Here is an 18,001-nt window from a genome sequence, read left to right as displayed (position 1 = left end):
AGAAAAAGGCAGAAGCTTTCGCCTCTGCCTTAACTTCGTTATTTTTGTTTAGCAACTTTAACAGCATTTAAAATACTAGCTGCAAGTCCTCCCCAAATGATAATTATTCCTACAATCATCATAACAATTGCGCTTCCAGACATTATACATCTTCTCCTTCATCTTTTGAGTAAGTCGAAGCATCAAGATCTTTTTTATCCCACTTCATCGCCGCAAAAATGAATCCGATGATAAGTGCCGCCAGGGCAACTCCCCAACCAGAATAAAGTACAAATGATGTTGGATAACCTTCATAATTAGCTTTAAGGTTTTCAATCAGATTTAATACAAACATATACCCGAGTACGAGTGGAGTAATAATACCTATACATATTTTCCACCACAAACCAGTGCGAAAATCTGAAGTAGTATTCGCGTGATCCTGAAGGGGCTTTAGTTCTTTTAAAAACCAAGATACAGTAACAACGGATACAAGTCCAGCTAAAGCAATACCAAATGTGTTAATGAAATAATCCGCTGCGTCCAAGAAGTACAAACCACCCTGTGTTGCAAATAAGAGCGAGATTAATGCGGATAACCCACCACCAATGACAACTGCCTTTGTTCTTGAAACTTTAAATTTATCTTGAACACCGGCCACAAATGTTTCTACGATCGAAATTAATGAGGACAGTCCTGCAAAGACTAATGAACCAAAGAATAAGAAACCGAACAAACCATTTAGCCCAGGGAATGAATTTAAAATTTCTGGGAATACCATAAATGCTAAACCAATGCCTCCTGCGGCAATTTCTTCTACCGCTACACCTTGTGTAGTGGCCATGAAGCCTAACGTAGCAAATACACCAAAACCAGCTAATAACTCGACACTTGAGTTACTAAAAGCTGCTATAAAGGCATTATTATTAATATCAGCTTTTCTTGGCAAGTAACTTGCATAAGTAACCATAATTGCAAAAGCTATTGATAAACTGAAGAATATTTGTCCATATGCTGCTACCCAAACACTCGGTGACATGATTTCGCTCCAATTAGGTTTGAAGAATGTCTCTAAACCTAGAGCAGCACCATCTAATGTTAGCGCCCGGACAACAATAATTAAAAACATGATTAATAGTACTGGAATGAAAATACGATTTGCTTTTTCAATACCTTTTTTAACGCCTTTAAATAAAACACCTAACGTGATAACCCAAACTAAAATTAATGGAATAAAGACCGATGGTACAAGACTACCTATTTGACCTGGTGCTTCAGAAAGCTGTAAATACTCTCCGTATAAGAAATCACTTGGAGCATCACCCCACTGCTGTCCTATTGCAAAGTACGTATAAGCAATAGCCCATGCGATTATGACTGCGTAGTATGTGGATATAACAAAAGCTATCGCCACTTGCCACCATCCAAGCCATTCTGCCTTTTTATTCATACGTGCATATGAAAGTGGTGCAGACCCACGATATTTATGACCCAATGTAAACTCCATAATCAGCAAAGGAATACCAGCAGTTAACAGTGCAAATAAGTATGGTATAAAAAATGCGCCTCCACCATTTTCAAAAGCGACATACGGGAAACGCCAAATATTCCCGAGTCCTACTGCAGAACCGACAGCAGCTAATATAAAACCTGCTCTAGTCCCCCATTGTTCCCGATTCTCCAAAAAAACGACCACCTTTCATGAGATATATTTTTGAATACGTAGAATTTAGCGAAGTTTCATTACTATTTCAGACAAATATTACTTGTACTAAGTTCGCTAATATTCAGATTATTCTATCACTATATTAGCTTGATATTCTTAGTTTGTCAAAGTATTTATCCAAAAAGATTGGAATAAAAGAAATGCCTTTTAATTTTAGGAATATAACACTGTAATGTTCTATTAAATGCCAATATTATTAATACCTTCAGACAGGAACGTATTAATCTAGCGCATTCGAGACCCTCTGTTCTGATAGAAACAAATTTCTCTATTAACAAAATCACAGGAAAAAGCGACTATCCATATCCATGTAGTACATAAGGATAGCCACTTTAAAAAACATTTTCTAATGAGCAAGAAAATATCATCCGTCTTTAATTCAAAGATTTGTAATCATAGAATGTTCAAACCCAATCGAATTAAACAGAGTTAAAAAATTTCAAATACTATGACTGTTCTTTTATAAATTCGTTTGATAAAGCCCCTAATCCTTCTACTTCTACTGTTACCTTATCCCCTGGTTTTAGATAATTCTGTTTCGCTTCGGGATAACCCATCATTACTCCCTCAGGTGTGCCTGTGAGTATAATGTCTCCGGGGACTAGCGTCATATGTTGAGAAATGTAGCTGATAATCTCGTCACAGGCAAAAATCATATCTGCCGTGGTCGAGTTTTGTCTAATTTCTCCATTTACCGTTGTTTGTAATTTTAAATGGTTTGGATCTGCCACTTCGTCGCTTGTAACAAGAAATGGACCTATTGGACAAAAACCATCACAAGATTTCCCGAGTAACCATTGAGGGGTTCTGCGTTGTAAATCACGTGCTGACAAATCGTTTGCTGTACAGTAACCGAAGACGTGATCCAATGCGTTGTCTTTAGAGATATATTTCCCTTGTTTTCCTATGACGATTCCTAACTCTACTTCATAGTCCAACTTTTTCGTAACATTTGGAACAGCTATATCAGATTGATGACCGGTTAGTGCGTTATTAAACTTGTTGAAAAGAATCGGATACTCAGGATATGCAGCTCCTGTTTCATCTGCATGCTTTCGATAGTTCAGCCCGATACAGATAATTTTATTCGGATGGGTGACGCTGGGTCCCCATACAATTTCCTCTTCATTCAACATATAGGATGAATCGCTTTTGTTATCCAGTTTCTCTAGATAGTTTTCAAGGGAAGCGACAGCGTGATCACCCCCTTCAAGGATATGCGTGACACTAACTGGTACTCGATTATCCGGTTCAACAGCTAAAGCTGCCTCTATATCAATAATTCCATGATCTAATTTGATACCTAAAGCATACTTTCCTGCTTTCATAAATGTTAATAGGCGCATTCTAATTCCATCCCCAATCCTTGTATCATTAGATCAATTATTTCACTGGAGTAGCTTCCACGCCGACTAATTTGTTGACGGCACTGAACAGTGCTTTGATAGAAGAAGCCATGATGTCCATATCAATGCCGCAGCCCCAATACACACTGCCATCTTTGGATGTGATACCTACATAGGAAACAGCCTGTGAACCAGAACCTATTTCTAACGCATGTTCCTTGTAAACGAGATTTGTATATTTTATATCTAATTTGTTTTGAATGATATTACTTATGGCATCCAGACGACCGTTTCCAATCCCTTCAAACTCTTGAACGTCATTATTAACTTTAATTTTAACAGTAGTATGGTAGTCATCATAACTTTTGAACTGGTAATTAATAAACGCAAAAGGTGTTTCTATGTTTACGTATTCTTTCACGAAAATGTCGTATATGTCTTTAGGAACAAGTTCTTTGTGTAAACGATCCGAGATATTTTTCACGCTGTAACCAAAACTTTCCCGCATTTCTGTAGGTAAATCCAAACCATATTTTTGGCCAAGTACATAAGCGATGCCGCCTTTACCTGATTGGCTATTAATACGGATAATATCTCCCTCGTACTCTCTACCAATATCTTTAGGGTCGATTAACAAGTAAGGAACCGTCCAATATTTATCTTCGTGACCCTCTCGCCATTTTATACCTTTTGATATCGCATCCTGATGTGAGCCGGAGAACGCGGTGAAAACGAGTTCCCCGCCGTAAGGGTGTCTTTCACTTACTTTCATTTTCGTCATCCGTTCAAAAACAGCAATTATTTCTGGAATGTTCTCAAGATTTAGTTGAGGATCTACACCATGTGAAAACATATTAAGTGCAAGTGTTACAACATCCACGTTACCAGTTCTTTCTCCATTTCCAAATAAAGTACCTTCGACCCGGTCTGCACCGGCAAGCATTCCTAATTCTGCATCTGCCACTCCCGTTCCTCTGTCATTATGAGGATGAACGGAAACAATCACATTATCGCGGTATTTCAGATGATCACTCATGTACTCAATTTGACTTGCGTAGACATGAGGCATAGACATGGACACTGTTGCCGGTAAATTGATAATAACCTTTTCAGTTGCAGTAGGCTGCCATTCATCAAGCACGTTATTACAGATTTCCAACGCAAACTCAATCTCGGTTCCAGTGAAGCTTTCCGGTGAATATTGAAAGGTAAAGTTACCTTCTGTTTCCAATGCATATTTTTTTAATAGCTTTGCTCCTGTTATTGCAATGCTAATGATTTCTTCTTTCGACTTTTTGAAAACCTGTTCCCGCTGCGCAACGGAAGTCGAGTTATACAGATGGACGATCGCTTTTGAAACACCTTGCAGTGATTCAAACGTTTTACGAATAATATGTTCCCTGGCTTGTGTAAGAACTTGGATCGTCACATCATCCGGGATCAAGTTTTTTTCAATGAGTGTTCGTAAAAATGCATATTCTGTATCTGATGCAGCCGGAAATCCAACTTCTATTTCCTTAAAGCCAATGTCTACTAATAATTGAAAATACTCTAACTTTTCCTCTAGATTCATCGGTACCACCAAAGCTTGATTACCATCTCGGAGATCGACACTACACCATGCCGGAGCTTCCGTGATATATTCTTTTTCACTCCACTTCATACTTTTTACTGGCGGCATAAAATAATTTCTGGAATACTTCTCAATTTTTTTCATATGCTAAACACCCTTTCATTGGTTGAATTATCTTTTAAAAAACAAAAAAGTCTTTCATCTCTATAACTATAGAGACGAAAGACATTAATATCCCACGTGGTACCACTCTGATTTCATACCTAATAAAGGTATGCACTCGAACAGATACAGGGTTTGAACCCTTATATCCTCCTAATGTAACGGTCAGGCACCGTCTCCACCTACTTTTTCCAGTTCAGTGAGCTACTTCAAGGCGAGTTCGAATTTTGATTGCCACTGTTTTACACCAACCAACAGCTCTCTGTGCGCTCCAAAAATCCTACTATTCCTCTTCAATGTATTTGAATATTTAAATAAATATACTACATTTTCATTAGAAATACAAGGTATTTTCCTAATAAAACAAGTATTATGGTTCGTTCATTCAGCTTTTTTCTTCTAGGTCAGGGCCCGATTTGGAAATGATGGTATTCATGTCAATACCCGTACTGCATATTTCTTCCTTTTCGAGACCAATGACAGGCATCACAAATGTGAAATCTGAAATCTGCCGGTAAGTTTCTGCCACAATGTTTGCACTTCTTGATGATTTTTTTGACATCTGTCTTTAACTGTTCATGAACATCGTCGCTCAGTTCAAGCCTTAATCGTTCCCAATATAAAGCTTCGGTCCGCTTCCCTAATCGATACAAAAACAGGAGATGCAACCCAACCGCTTTATATGAAAGTTCTAATTCCTCCAAGTTATTACTTTTAATTCGTGGCTCTGGTAGTTCTGAACTGCTAACGATAGCCTCCATCGTCAGCCTCCACTGTCTCGTTAGCTCCGATTCTTTTTTGGAAAAAGGGAGGTGCAAAAATCCATAAAGATCTATTAACGAAAATCGTGCTTCAATCTCTGTATCTTGAATAAATCGATATAATTCTCTCTCCTCGGATAACGATGCCTTTTTCGTTCCGAACGGACATTCGAATTTTTCCCATACCTCTAAAAAATAACCAAAATCACGTGAGTAGCTTTGAAACCGTTCGAATATGGCGTTTGTCGGTGCTACTGTAAACGTCTGTACAAGTTTATCTTCTTGCTCAAGCAGTCGTGTCATTATTTTAATATCGTTTGAAAATGCAACTCTTCCTACATTGTAGATGCCTTTACGTCCTGCACGACCTGCTATTTGTTTCACTTCTTGAGAGGTTAGACGTCTTCTTCTTGTTCCATCAAATTTTTCATTTTCCAGGAAAACAATCCGTCTTATCGGTAAATTTAGACCCATTCCTATCGCATCTGTAGAAACAATAACGCTTGTCTCTCCTTTTACAAAACGTTTCATTTGTTTTTTTCTTGTTTCCGGTGGCATACTGCCATAGATCATGCTCACTGAATGTCCCGAATTTTCTAATGCTGAGGCTGTTTCCAACACTCTTTTTCGAGAAAAACAAACGAGTGCATCTCCTTTTGTTGCATGCTTGAGGCGAAAAATATTCTGGTTCACTTCTAGAGGGACATCGCGCTTATATTCTCGGATGTCGACGGTGGAATCCCCTAATAGCTGTAAGACCATTTCTTTCGAATTTTTACTACCGATAATATGGACTTCCTTAGCATTGGCTTTCGTTATGGCTTTGTACCATGAAAAACCCCGGTCTTTATCGGCAACCATTTGGGCTTCGTCGATGATCACAATATCATAGTGGTCCCGTTCATGAAACATCTCAACGGTACAGGAAATATGAGTAGCATCATCCACGTCTTTTTCTTCCTCACCGGTTTTTAAACCACAGAGGACTCCTTCTGCATTTAGCTTGTCGTATACTTCCAATGCTAACAGACGAAGAGGTGCAAGATAAATACCACTTGGCAATTGTTTCATTCGTTCTAGTGCACGATAAGTTTTCCCGGTGTTCGTTTCTCCAATATGAAGCACGTAATCAATATCTCTACCTAAAGAAAGGTTGTACTCACGTCCAAAAATATCCTCTAACATCCGTTCTTCTGCTTTTTCTTCTTGTTTAATAGCCAATAACTCTTGTTCTTTTCTATGTTCCTGCTCCATCAGATCCTCATGATATCTTTCTTGATGCGTAGCTTCATCAAATGGTAGCGCCGCTAGACTAATGAGATCAGAAAAATATTCTTCTGTTATTTTCTCAAGAAATTCTTCTTGTAATGCATACATTCTTTGCCTACTAAGTTCGTATAAAATAACAGGCGTTAACTCTCTGTGGTAAACATTACTGTACTCTTTTTTAACGGTTTCCGGTAATTGATCTAGAAGGATTTCGGATACACGTTCTGATAAGATTTCTCCAACAGCTTTGTCATATTTATCATGGTACGTTTCATATTCCCAATAATTAGTTTTTTGTATAGAACCGGTGAGTTCATAGAGAAAGTCGTTTACCTTTATGTAATCTCTATCACTTAGATATCCCTCTGGAATTAATTTCTCTTCCAGTTTAAACGTATCAGCGGTTTTATACTTATGATTAGTCAAATCATTTTTTAGTTGAAGAGAAATATAATGCCGAATATAAAGATAAAAAAGAAAAGCATCTTTTTTAATAAGTCGTTTTATTTCACGAGTTATAGCCAATTTCATGGAAGTTTTCTCTTGTTCTAGGTTATTTTCAGCTTTTTCTTGCAGGAAATGTTCCCTTGCAGCATTGTATCGCTTTTCCCACACGTTTTTTTGCTGGTAAAACGTGTCATTGAGCCAACTTAATACATCAAACGGATGGTGCGATCTCATTTCAGTTCGAAACAATCGATTAATTACTTTTCGGTCCACGCCGTCAACTTCGTACTCCCTCTGCTTTAGAAACTGTTTCTTTTCCTTTTTAGAAATGTCATTCGTTATTTTCGTTAGCCAAACATTTATCCATATTTGATCGACATAATGTCTTCTTTCCATAAGGTATTGCTCATAAGATGATAATTCTTCTTTACTTCCCAGGTAATCATCAATATCTTTTAAAATTTTGTTTTTTGTATGTGTCACTGCTTGACTGTGAATATCTAACATGTAATCCATGGCTTCTCCTTCCAGAAAAAAGGTAGAGCTAAAACTTCTTCCCTTAGTATAATACGCACTTAAGCATGGAACTACCCCCGGGGAATAATGACAACGTGATAACAGTCAGCGACAGTGAGTATTTCCTTGAATCTGAGTGATGCTAAAAGTGTTGTTTAGTGACACTCAAATGCCAAACAGGATCTTGACTGTTGATATCTCAAGCTGACTGCCTTTAGGCAAGTTCTATTAAACTTAAGTGAAACTCACCAACGCTTTCCTGTTTATATAAATTCGTAATCGAGGTAGAATAGTTATGTATTGTTCCTTTAAAGGATAGGTTTTTATCAGGAACTTTCACATCAAACGTTCCTTTATAAAGTAATGTTGTTATCTCATGATAGTCCCGATGACTAACGTTAAAAAGAAGGGATATTTTGATTAAACCATCAACAATGTCTTCCTCATATCCTTTTAAATCAATTGGTGTTTCATTTAAAATGACTTTTTTAACCAAAAAAACATCTCCTTTTCAACTACACGGTAAGACTTGGTAACGGACTCGTAATTTTAATAAAAAACTATTTTGATACCTTTATTTTGCCTTAGTTCATGAATCAATACAACTGTTTAAGAAAAACGCAAAGCGACTTTTGTTAATTACAGCGTGAGCTTTCGCCATCCCTGAGTAGCACCTAAGTAGTGATTGTAGGTACTACTCGAAAGGAGATGGGCTCCCCATGATGCTTGTAGCGTATAGATAGTTGTCAACTTATAAATTCTATCAAGAAAGGGAAATTAAATGTTCCAATCCCTACATTTTTCAAGAAAATTTACCGATTATAAATCCCATTCAGGAAAAATCGGTACCGGTCGAATGGAATCGAGCTTTCATTATGTTCAATGACTACATACTGATATTTGCGAAGAGTAGATTCTCGAGATGGCATCGAAATACGATACAGGTTTTTGAAAGATGGTCTAGCTACTACGTTTGTTAAATAAGCGGATGCATTAGCGCCTGGAATACGATACCGGTTCAATGATTGAATCATCTGATCGGCTGTCATTAGTCCTAATCCATGACCAAAATAGAGATCTTTCCCCATAACGACAGCATTTTCTCCTCGCCAATACGAAGTGTTAGGAGCCACTTCCGGATTCTTAAAGTAGACAACATCGCCAAGTAAAAACGAATTTATATAGGTCGGACGTATTCCAAGATCAGCGTCAAAATGCCAGCTGTATATAAAGATATTTGGAAAGAATTGATTAAATAGGCTCTCTCCAATTTGATTTAAAACCGCATGGTAATAAATAATTACCATAGCTCCAGCACATTCAAAAGCATATTGTGAACCGTTTTGGAAAATATCTTGAATGGCGACAGAAGGATTGACTCCTTGCTGAAGGCGAAATCCCCCTGTGTCTGTTAATTGCCAATATTGAGGGTTACAACGAGAATTTTCAAAGGTAGCAAATTGTGCATTGCTTTTGTTCATCTGATTTGCACTGTTCATGATGTTTTTTCGTAACTGAAGTTCGAAAGATAGCTGATCTATGGTTTCATAGGAATAAACCATAGAAGCTTCTTGCATCGATTGAACGATTATACCTTCTGGGCTGCCACTAGGCCAATTCTGATTTTGTTGAAAGGGCTCTCCCGATATTCGAATCATAATATATGCCCCTTTCTAATACCTATTTTTAGTCATTATTAGCCTATTCGAAAATGACAGAATACTTGTTAAAAACTTTGACTATTTCACATATAATTGCATTTAATATCTTTAGAGCACAAAAAAGCAAATCCTTTACTGAAAAGGATTTGCTTTTTCCATACCTATTTTTATTTCTCATCGACTACTTCTTTTAAAATCTCATAGGAGCGTTTTTGCTTTTCAGGATCATAAATATACGATACTGCCATGATTTCATCGACGCGATACTTTTCTTGAAAATTAATAAGCTGTTCTCTAACGGAGTCTTTACTTCCCATTATCGTTACACTGGACATCGAAGAAACCATTTCTTTTTCGCGTTGACTCCAAATCTCGTCCATATTTTTAACTGGAGGCTGGAGAGGATTTTGAGTACCTCTGACAACATTTAAGAAAAACTGATGCATCGTTGTTGATTCTAACTTGGCCTCTTCATCACTTTCAGCGGCAATGACGTTGAGACACACCATCATGTAAGGTTTCTCCAAATAGGCAGAAGGTTGGAATTGATTATGATAAATCGACATCGCCTCCTCCATATATTTTGGAGCAAAGTGAGATGCAAATACGTATGGTAAGCCTAACTTAGCGGCTAAACCAGCGGAATCAGTTGACGAACCGAGGATATATATTGGAATATTCGTACCAACACCGGGATAGGCTTTTACTTGACCTTGAACTTCTTCAGGTCCAAAACGAGTAAGTAATTCTTTTACATCGTTTGGAAATGTATATACTGAATCATCACTTTGTGAGCGTCTTAACGCACGAGCCGTATTCATGTCTGTCCCTGGAGCGCGCCCAAGACCTAAGTCCAACCTGTCTGGATAAATAGTAGCCATCGTGCCAAATTGCTCAGCAACGATTAATGGAGAATGGTTTGGAAGCATAATTCCACCAGATCCGACTCGAATATGTTCTGTATGCTCTAATGTATGTTTAATTAACATCGAGGTAGCTGAACTGACAAGTGTTGGTGTATTGTGATGTTCCGCAATCCAATAACGCGTGTAACCCATTTTCTCAGTGGCTTGCGCCAGGTCAACCATCGATGCAATTGCACCTTTTGCGTCCTCCCCTTGTCGTATCGGGGCAAGATTTAAAACTGACACGGGTATCTGTATAGTTGACATATGAACGTATCCTTTCTTAATTGAAGTTTCCATCCAATAATATCAGTTTGACCACTGAAAACAAATTTAAATGCTTAGGGGTTTAAAGGGATGGGGATACTTCAACTTATTGCCCGTAGAAAGCGTCCGCCTAGAGCGGATTTGAGCCTCTCTGTTCGACGAAAACAACAATTTTAATAAAATTGTACAAATGTAAAAAAGCATTGAAAAAGTAAAATTCACTTTTTCAATGCTCTTTATATTAATTAGTTTCCGGATTTATTTTTATTGTATACATCGAATCCTACTGCAAGTAATAGTACCATACCTTTTATGGCCTGTTGCCAATCGATACCGATACCAATTAAGGACATACCGTTGTTCATGACACCCATTACAAGTCCACCAATAATAGCACCAATGACTGTACCAACACCACCAGCCATCGACGCACCACCGATAAATACAGCAGCAATCGCATCTAACTCTAGCATGTTACCAGCTGCAGGTGTTGCAGAATCTAAACGAGAAGCAAACATTAAACCAGCTAAAGCTGCAATAACACCATTATTTACAAATACCCAGAATACAACACGTTTGGTTTTGATTCCAGATAAATCAGCAGCCTTCTTGTTTCCACCTGTTGCATAGATATGACGACCCATGACTGTATTGTTCATAATAAATGTGTAAATCAGGATAAGTACAAATACTATTCCCAATACCATTGGAATCCCTTTATTGAGTGCCAATTGATAAGCAAACCAGTTAATAACAAAGAGCAATAAAACCATCTTTGTTACTGAGATCCAAAGAGGAAGAACATCAAAGCTATATGCCGCTTGTTTTTTGCGGCTTCTGTATTCCATATAAATCAGGACGAGTGAAAAGACACCCGCTAAAATAAGTGTTAATATATGCAATCCATCTGCACCAAATACATCGGGTAGAAAGCCACCACTTAGTACTCTGAAAGATTCAGGAAATGGTGCAAGTGATTGCCCATCTAATAGATATAAAGTTAAACCCCTGAAAATTAACATCCCTGCTAAGGTTACAATAAAGGAAGGTATTCCTATATAGGCAATCCAAAATCCCTGCCAAACACCAATTAAAGCACCTACAAGAATGGATAATACAATTGCTAACACTACTGGCACATTGTTATTGATCATGAGTACCCCAGCTATGGCACCAACGAAAGCAACAACAGATCCTACTGATAAATCAATATTTCCCGTAATAATGACCAAAACCATACCAATGGCTAAAACTAAAATAAAGCCGTTTTGTAGGATTAGGTTGGTCAGGTTTAAAGGTTTAAATAAGATTCCATCAGTTAGTATAAAAAATAAGGCTGTTATAAACACAAGTGCAATGATCATACCGTATTGACGAATATTATTGCTAAATAAATTAATTAATGTTTTCATTACTAGCACCTCCAGATCCGGTCATATAACGCATCACATTTTCTTGATTCGCTATCCCGCGCTCAAGCTCCCCAGATATACGACCCTCATTCATTACATAAATTCGATCCGAGAGTCCAAGAATCTCAGGCAACTCGGAAGATATTACAAGCACAGCTAATCCCTCAGCCGCTAATTCGTTTATTTGAGAATATATTTCAAACTTAGCACCCACATCAATACCACGTGTAGGCTCATCCAAAATTAAAATATCTGGCTCAGTAAAAATCCATTTACTTAATACAATTTTTTGTTGATTCCCCCCACTTAAATTACCGGCTAATTGTGTAAGTGACGGAGTTTTAATATTTAATTTTTCTCGTAAAAATTGCGCTTCCGTAATTTCCTTATTCTCATCTATAATAGAATTTTTGGAAACTCGTTTTAAGTTAGACAAGGTAATGTTGCGTTTAATATCATCAATAAGGTTCAGACCATAAGTTTTTCGGTCTTCTGAAACGTACGCAAGACCTTGTGCAATGGCATCACTTACAGTATCAGCTTTAATTACTTTGCCATTTTTGTGTAAGGTTCCAGTTATCTGCTTACCATAAGTTTTTCCGAATATACTCATCGCAAGTTCGGTTCTGCCTGCTCCCATTAAGCCAGCTAGACCGACAATTTCACCTCGACGAATATGTATATTCACATTATCAAGCATTTTTCGATCTCGTTGTTGAGGGTGATAAACATTCCAGTCTTTTACTTCAAAAACAGTTTCACCAATATTTGGAACACGATCAGGAAACCTACTTGTCATATCTCGGCCAACCATTGCCTTGATAATGCGATCCTCTGAAGCATCTTCTCCCTGAGCATCAATTGTTTCAATTGTTTTCCCATCTCGCAAAACTGTAATAGAATCCGAAATACTGACGACTTCATTTAATTTATGAGAAATAAGAATAGAAGTAATTCCTTGTTTTCTAAGTTCATCCAACAGTTTTAATAAGTTTGCACTATCTGTTTCATTTAGTGCCGCTGTTGGCTCATCGAGAATTAATAGTTTTACATTTTTCGATAGCGCTTTGGCAATTTCAACGAGTTGTTGTTTACCAACACCAATATCCTTAACAATCGTTTCGGGTGAATCTTTCAACCCAACTTGCGCTAATAGTTTTTTAGATTCCGCAAACGTTGCCTGCCATTTTATAATCTTATTAGATTGTCGTTCGTTACCTAAGAAAATATTCTCGGCAATCGATAGAAAAGGACTTAAAGCCAATTCTTGGTGAATAATTACAATTCCTGCATTTTCACTTTGTTTAATATCTTTAAAATGACACTCTTCACCTTCGAAATAAATACTACCATCGTAAGAGCCGCTTGGATAAACAGCACTTAATACTTTCATTAATGTAGACTTACCAGCACCGTTCTCACCCATTAGTGCATGGATTTCGCCCCTCTTAACTTTTAAATTCACATCGTCTAACGCTTTAACGCCGGGGAATGTTTTCGTTATACTTCTCATTTCTAAAATATAATCTGACATTCTCGCACCCACTTTCTCGGAAATACGTAATGAAACGATTTAGTGGCGATCGAGATCACCACTAAATCAAATCAGTTTTGTTTATTATTATTCTAATTCAGACTCTTCGTAATATCCGGCATCCATAACAACTTCCTGGTAGTTATCAATATCTACTGAAACAGGCTCTACAAGATAAGAAGGAATTACTTCTACACCATTGTCATATGTTTCTGTATCATTAACTTCTGCCTCTTCACCAGCTAAAATAGCATCAATCATGTTAACTACGACTTCAGCTAGAACACGTGTATCTTTGAAAACTGTTTGAGTTTGCTCGCCAGCAATAATTGATTTAATCGAAGCTAATTCAGCATCTTGCCCTGAGATTACAGGCATTGGTAGATCGCCAGAACCATAGCCTACACCTTTTAATGCTTGGATAATACCACGGCTAATGCCATCATATGGTGACAATACTGCATCGACAGTTTCGCCATCAGAATAAGCTTTGCTTAAAATGTTCTCCATACGAGATTTAGCTAAATTTCCATCCCAACGCATTGTTGCTGCTTGTTCAAATTCTGTTTGCTCACTTTGAATGACTACTTTTCCACTATCAATATGTGGTTGTAGCACGGACATCGCGCCATCCCAGAAGAAATTAGCGTTATTATCATCCGGAGAACCACCGAATAGTTCAATATTAAATGGACCTTCTTCTTCTGCAAGATTTAATGTTTCTTCAATATATGAAGCTTGTAAAACCCCTACTTGGAAGTTATCAAATGTTGCATAGTAACTTACATCTGGTGATCCCATAATTAAACGGTCATACGCAATAACTTCGATACCTTGGTCAGCCGCTTTTTCTAAAACATTTGTAAGTGCTGTACCATCAATCGATGCAACAACTAGTACATTTGCTCCTTTTACGATCATGTTTTCAATTTGTTCGATTTGCTTATCCACATCGTCCTCTGCATACTGCAAATCAGTTTCATAACCAAGTGCTTCTAATTGCTCAACCATGTTATTTCCATCATCTACCCATCTCGCAGATGATTTAGTTGGCATTGCGACACCTATTGAAGCATCTTTTGACTCTACTTCTTCTCCATTTCCATTATTGCTAGTTTCTCCTGAAGCGTTATCATTTCCTCCGCCACAAGCAGCTAAAAACAACATAAAACCAAATAATAGTGCGAATAAACCTAATTTCTTCATAATTGAAACCCCTTTCATTACTTTTATTTTCTTTCTAAATATAGAATATCATTCTTTACGCTGAAAGCCTTTACATTATTTTAAACTGTTTTTATAAAAATTTAATCTAAATGTAACAAAGGGAGAACAAACTCTATGAATTTAGGTTATTTATTTAAATATGTTTGTTAATGAGAGAAAGCACTTCCATTATATATGGAAAGTGCTTTCTCTTAGCGTTCATTTCTTAAATTGATTTGGTGATACACCTACCATCTTTTTAAACGTTGTACTGAAATAATGCTGAGAGTCAAAACCAACTTCCTCTGCGATGGCACGAATGGACATATCCGTTGTTTTCAATAAATCAGTAGCTTTATTTATGCGCATCTGTGTTAAAAGGCCGACGTAAGAAATAGCTAACTCCTGTTTCATCATACGGCTTAAGTATACAGAGGATACATGCAATTGTTCCGCAACCCTTTCTAACGTAAGGGAAGAATCCTGATAATTCTGTTGCACATAGAGTTGTGCCTCTTTAACAATTGGGGAAACTCTTATTTGTTTATCTACTTTTGATTTACACATTTCATAAGTTTTATATAAATTGGTTAAGCCGTCAACGTCAACGTCCTCTATATGCCAATATACTTTGATTTTAAGGTATTTTAAAATTGCTGCTTCTATTTCTTTCATTTGGTCATTATCCACTGTTTCCCATAAACATACATTAAATAGATTTGATTGGTCACGAAAAACAGCAGACATTTCAGCTGCTAATTTCTCTTCCACAATATTTTCAATAGCGAACAAGAAAATTTGCCGATCGTTCTCCTGCATATACGTTTGGTTTTGATGATACTCTGGCCACCTGATTACCATGTACTGTTTTGGTGAACTGACAGGTAAATCGATAAAATGTAACTGTTCTTTAATTTCATCAGATGATAGATTACGTTCAATCCAATCCTGAAAAAACCTTCTCTTCATTTGAGCTTGATTTTTTTTGATTTGGCTGGCCGCTTGTTTTAAGTAAACTTCCTTATTCACTTCTATGTCTAGCTTTTCCTTTATTTCCATTAGCAAAATCAGCAATTTTTCTGGATTTACTGGCTTCAATAAATAGTCTTCAACATGCAAACGAATAGCTTCTTGTGCATAGCTGAACTCATCGTAACCCGATATGACTAGCATTTTACAATTGGGAAGTTGCTCTTTCAATTGCTTCATTGCAATAAAACCATTCATAATCGGCATATTTATATCAATCAATAAGATATCAATCTGATGTGTAATTGCTAATTCCACAGCTTCCTCTCCATCTTCCGCTTCGCCTATGACTTCCATATTATATTTTTCCCAATCAACGGAAGAACGAATACCATCACGTATTATGAATTCATCATCTGCGATTAATACCTTCCATTTTTTCATTGTGTTAATCCCCTTTTACAATCATATCGTTTACTAGAATTGGTAATGAAATTTCAACTTTAGTACCAACTTTTTCTTCACTCTGGATATACATACCGTAGCGATCTCCAAAGGCAAGTTTGATGCGAGCTTGTACATTCAACATGCCATATCCTTTTTTATCTCTTGTGTCACCTTGGTTTTCTGTTCTCATAATAGCCTCACTTAATGTATGGCGCATTTCTTGAAGTTTTAATTCCGACATTCCTACTCCATCATCTTGGATAACAATCATTAATTGGTCTTCTATTTCTTTCGCTTTAACACTAATATGACCAGGGCCTCTTCGTTCCTTAATACCATGATAGATGGCGTTCTCAATAATCGGCTGTAGAATAAATTTTAAAACATAGAGAGAACGAGTACCGCCATCGACATCAATGTGATAATTCAACTTCTCACGATACCTTGTCTTTTGTATCATTAGATAACTTTCTATATGATCAATTTCCTCTGTTAATGTAATCGTGTCTCTGCCTTGACTTAAACCTATCCGGAATAATTTTGCCAGCGACTCAACTACCTCTGCTACATCCTCTGCCTTTTGTTTTCTAGCCATCCACTGTATCGTATCGAGTGTGTTGTACAGAAAGTGTGGATTAATATTTGCTTGGAGACTTCTGAACTCCGCTTCTCGTTTTTGCCTTTCATGCCGCTCTGTTAATCGAAGCAAGTGATTTATTTGGGTTAACATTTTGTTAAAACTGCGCCCTAGTAAGCCAATTTCATCATCCCGTTTTTCCTTGTAACGAACGTTAAGATTCCCACCTTCTGCTTTTCGCATAAAGGTCATTAATTGTGAGATCGGTTTAGATATCGAATTTGATAAAAAATAAGAAACTGGAATCCCAAATAACATAAGTCCGAAAACAAAAACAACTAAATAAAATCTAATCTCCCGCATTTCAAAAATTGTTTCTTCAGCTGGAAAGACCCCTATTGTCGTCCAGTTAGCAAACGAAGATTTCTGAAAAATAAATTGTAATTTTTGAGAATTTATTTCTTTGGAGAAAGTACCAGAATTTTTCCCTTCTAACCAATCGTTTGGAATTGTATCAATTAAAGGGTCGTCAGGCAGATAAATATTTTGGTTTTGATCATCAACAACCATTAAATAACCGGTTTTCCCTAAACGGACATCTACCAATGTTTCAGCAATCACTCTTAATTTCAAATCAATTAAAATAACTCCCTGCACTTCCTGTGTGTAAGGGTCTACTACTGCTCGAACTACAGAAACGACATCATCATTTTGATAATTTACTAAGGAAGATATATTTCGGTTTTCTGGTTGTCCGATGATTTTAAAAATGCCTTTATTATCCACAGCTTCTTTATACCAGGATTCCTCTGTTAAATCCTCTGTTGCTTGTGCATAAAATTCATTGCTAACATAGTTTCCATCGTTGTTGACAATCAATAATCCCGCTACTTCAGGGGCTAATGTTGTAAAATTACGGAGAAAGCGTTGGATATCATACTCCGTATTCGTATCTATATTTAGTTGGTCATCTCCTTCATTAAAAAAATTCTGAACATCATCATTAAAAGCAATAAAATAAGTGATACTTTGTAAGTTATTTATATGAAATTCAAAAGTTTCGTTGACTTTACTGATAAGCTGTAACGTATTTTCATTGACCTGTTGCTCAAGTACGCGTTCAACTGTCCAATTAATTAACATTCCTAAACATATAATTGGAATAATACTAATAATTAAAAAGTGAGAGATCAACTTATATCGAATCGGTAAATTATTAATTTGTATCCAGCGCTTCAATATAA

At 36.9% G+C, this 18,001-nt stretch carries 13 protein-coding genes and 1 other annotated feature; all 13 genes read right to left on the bottom strand.

Translation table 11 applies throughout. The annotated features are described in order from the left end of the window. Positions 1 to 38 precede the first annotated feature (38 nt). On the bottom strand, positions 39 to 143 hold the full coding sequence (locus tag ACHABW_RS16625) for a methionine/alanine import family NSS transporter small subunit (RefSeq protein ID WP_110935933.1): 105 nt from the start codon (positions 141 to 143) through the stop codon (positions 39 to 41). Next, the gene (locus tag ACHABW_RS16620) at positions 143 to 1,663 is read right to left on the bottom strand and encodes a sodium-dependent transporter (RefSeq protein WP_435756839.1); all 1,521 of its coding nucleotides are present in this window, start codon (positions 1,661 to 1,663) and stop codon (positions 143 to 145) included. The genes ACHABW_RS16625 and ACHABW_RS16620 overlap by 1 nt, the downstream gene beginning before the upstream one ends. A gap of 488 nt (positions 1,664 to 2,151) precedes the next feature. Beyond that, on the bottom strand, positions 2,152 to 3,051 hold the full coding sequence (locus tag ACHABW_RS16615) for a fumarylacetoacetate hydrolase family protein (RefSeq protein WP_435756837.1): 900 nt from the start codon (positions 3,049 to 3,051) through the stop codon (positions 2,152 to 2,154). Positions 3,052 to 3,088: 37 nt separating this feature from the next. Then, positions 3,089 to 4,768, bottom strand: coding sequence for a 2-isopropylmalate synthase (locus tag ACHABW_RS16610; RefSeq protein ID WP_435756835.1), 1,680 nt, complete (start codon positions 4,766 to 4,768; stop codon positions 3,089 to 3,091). Between the two features lie 67 nt (positions 4,769 to 4,835). Continuing rightward, positions 4,836 to 5,092, bottom strand: a binding site (T-box leader). A gap of 131 nt (positions 5,093 to 5,223) precedes the next feature. After that, complete coding sequence (locus ACHABW_RS16605) at positions 5,224 to 7,779, bottom strand: helicase-related protein (RefSeq protein ID WP_435756833.1); 2,556 nt, start codon at positions 7,777 to 7,779, stop codon at positions 5,224 to 5,226. 214 nt (positions 7,780 to 7,993) lie between these two features. Beyond that, positions 7,994 to 8,275, bottom strand: a complete 282-nt coding sequence (locus ACHABW_RS16600; protein WP_435756831.1) for a DUF3219 family protein — start codon at positions 8,273 to 8,275, stop codon at positions 7,994 to 7,996. Positions 8,276 to 8,591: 316 nt separating this feature from the next. Further along, positions 8,592 to 9,437 carry a protein-glutamine gamma-glutamyltransferase gene (locus ACHABW_RS16595; protein ID WP_435756829.1) on the bottom strand — a complete coding sequence of 282 codons (846 nt, stop codon included), beginning with the start codon at positions 9,435 to 9,437 and terminating at the stop codon, positions 8,592 to 8,594. A 170-nt stretch (positions 9,438 to 9,607) separates the two neighbouring features. Next, entirely contained in the window at positions 9,608 to 10,612 is a 1,005-nt protein-coding gene (locus tag ACHABW_RS16590) for an LLM class flavin-dependent oxidoreductase (protein ID WP_435756827.1), read from the bottom strand. 245 nt (positions 10,613 to 10,857) lie between these two features. Continuing rightward, entirely contained in the window at positions 10,858 to 12,024 is a 1,167-nt protein-coding gene (gene mmsB, locus ACHABW_RS16585; protein WP_435756825.1) for a multiple monosaccharide ABC transporter permease, read from the bottom strand. Next, positions 12,008 to 13,558, bottom strand: a complete 1,551-nt coding sequence (mmsA, locus tag ACHABW_RS16580) for a multiple monosaccharide ABC transporter ATP-binding protein (protein WP_435756823.1) — start codon at positions 13,556 to 13,558, stop codon at positions 12,008 to 12,010. Before mmsA ends, mmsB begins: the two co-directional genes overlap by 17 nt. Positions 13,559 to 13,645: 87 nt before the next feature. Beyond that, entirely contained in the window at positions 13,646 to 14,764 is a 1,119-nt protein-coding gene (gene chvE, locus ACHABW_RS16575; protein ID WP_435756821.1) for a multiple monosaccharide ABC transporter substrate-binding protein, read from the bottom strand. 219 nt (positions 14,765 to 14,983) lie between these two features. Further along, positions 14,984 to 16,177 carry a response regulator transcription factor gene (locus tag ACHABW_RS16570; protein ID WP_435756819.1) on the bottom strand — a complete coding sequence of 398 codons (1,194 nt, stop codon included), beginning with the start codon at positions 16,175 to 16,177 and terminating at the stop codon, positions 14,984 to 14,986. Between the two features lie 4 nt (positions 16,178 to 16,181). After that, the gene (locus ACHABW_RS16565; protein ID WP_435756817.1) at positions 16,182 to 17,996 is read right to left on the bottom strand and encodes a cache domain-containing sensor histidine kinase; all 1,815 of its coding nucleotides are present in this window, start codon (positions 17,994 to 17,996) and stop codon (positions 16,182 to 16,184) included. Positions 17,997 to 18,001 lie beyond the last annotated feature (5 nt).

Source organism: Salipaludibacillus sp. CF4.18 (genome assembly GCF_051262595.1).
GTDB lineage: Bacteria > Bacillota > Bacilli > Bacillales > Salisediminibacteriaceae > Salipaludibacillus > Salipaludibacillus neizhouensis.
Note: the sequence above shows the minus strand (reverse complement) of the source record. Positions and strands in the feature narration are given on the sequence as shown.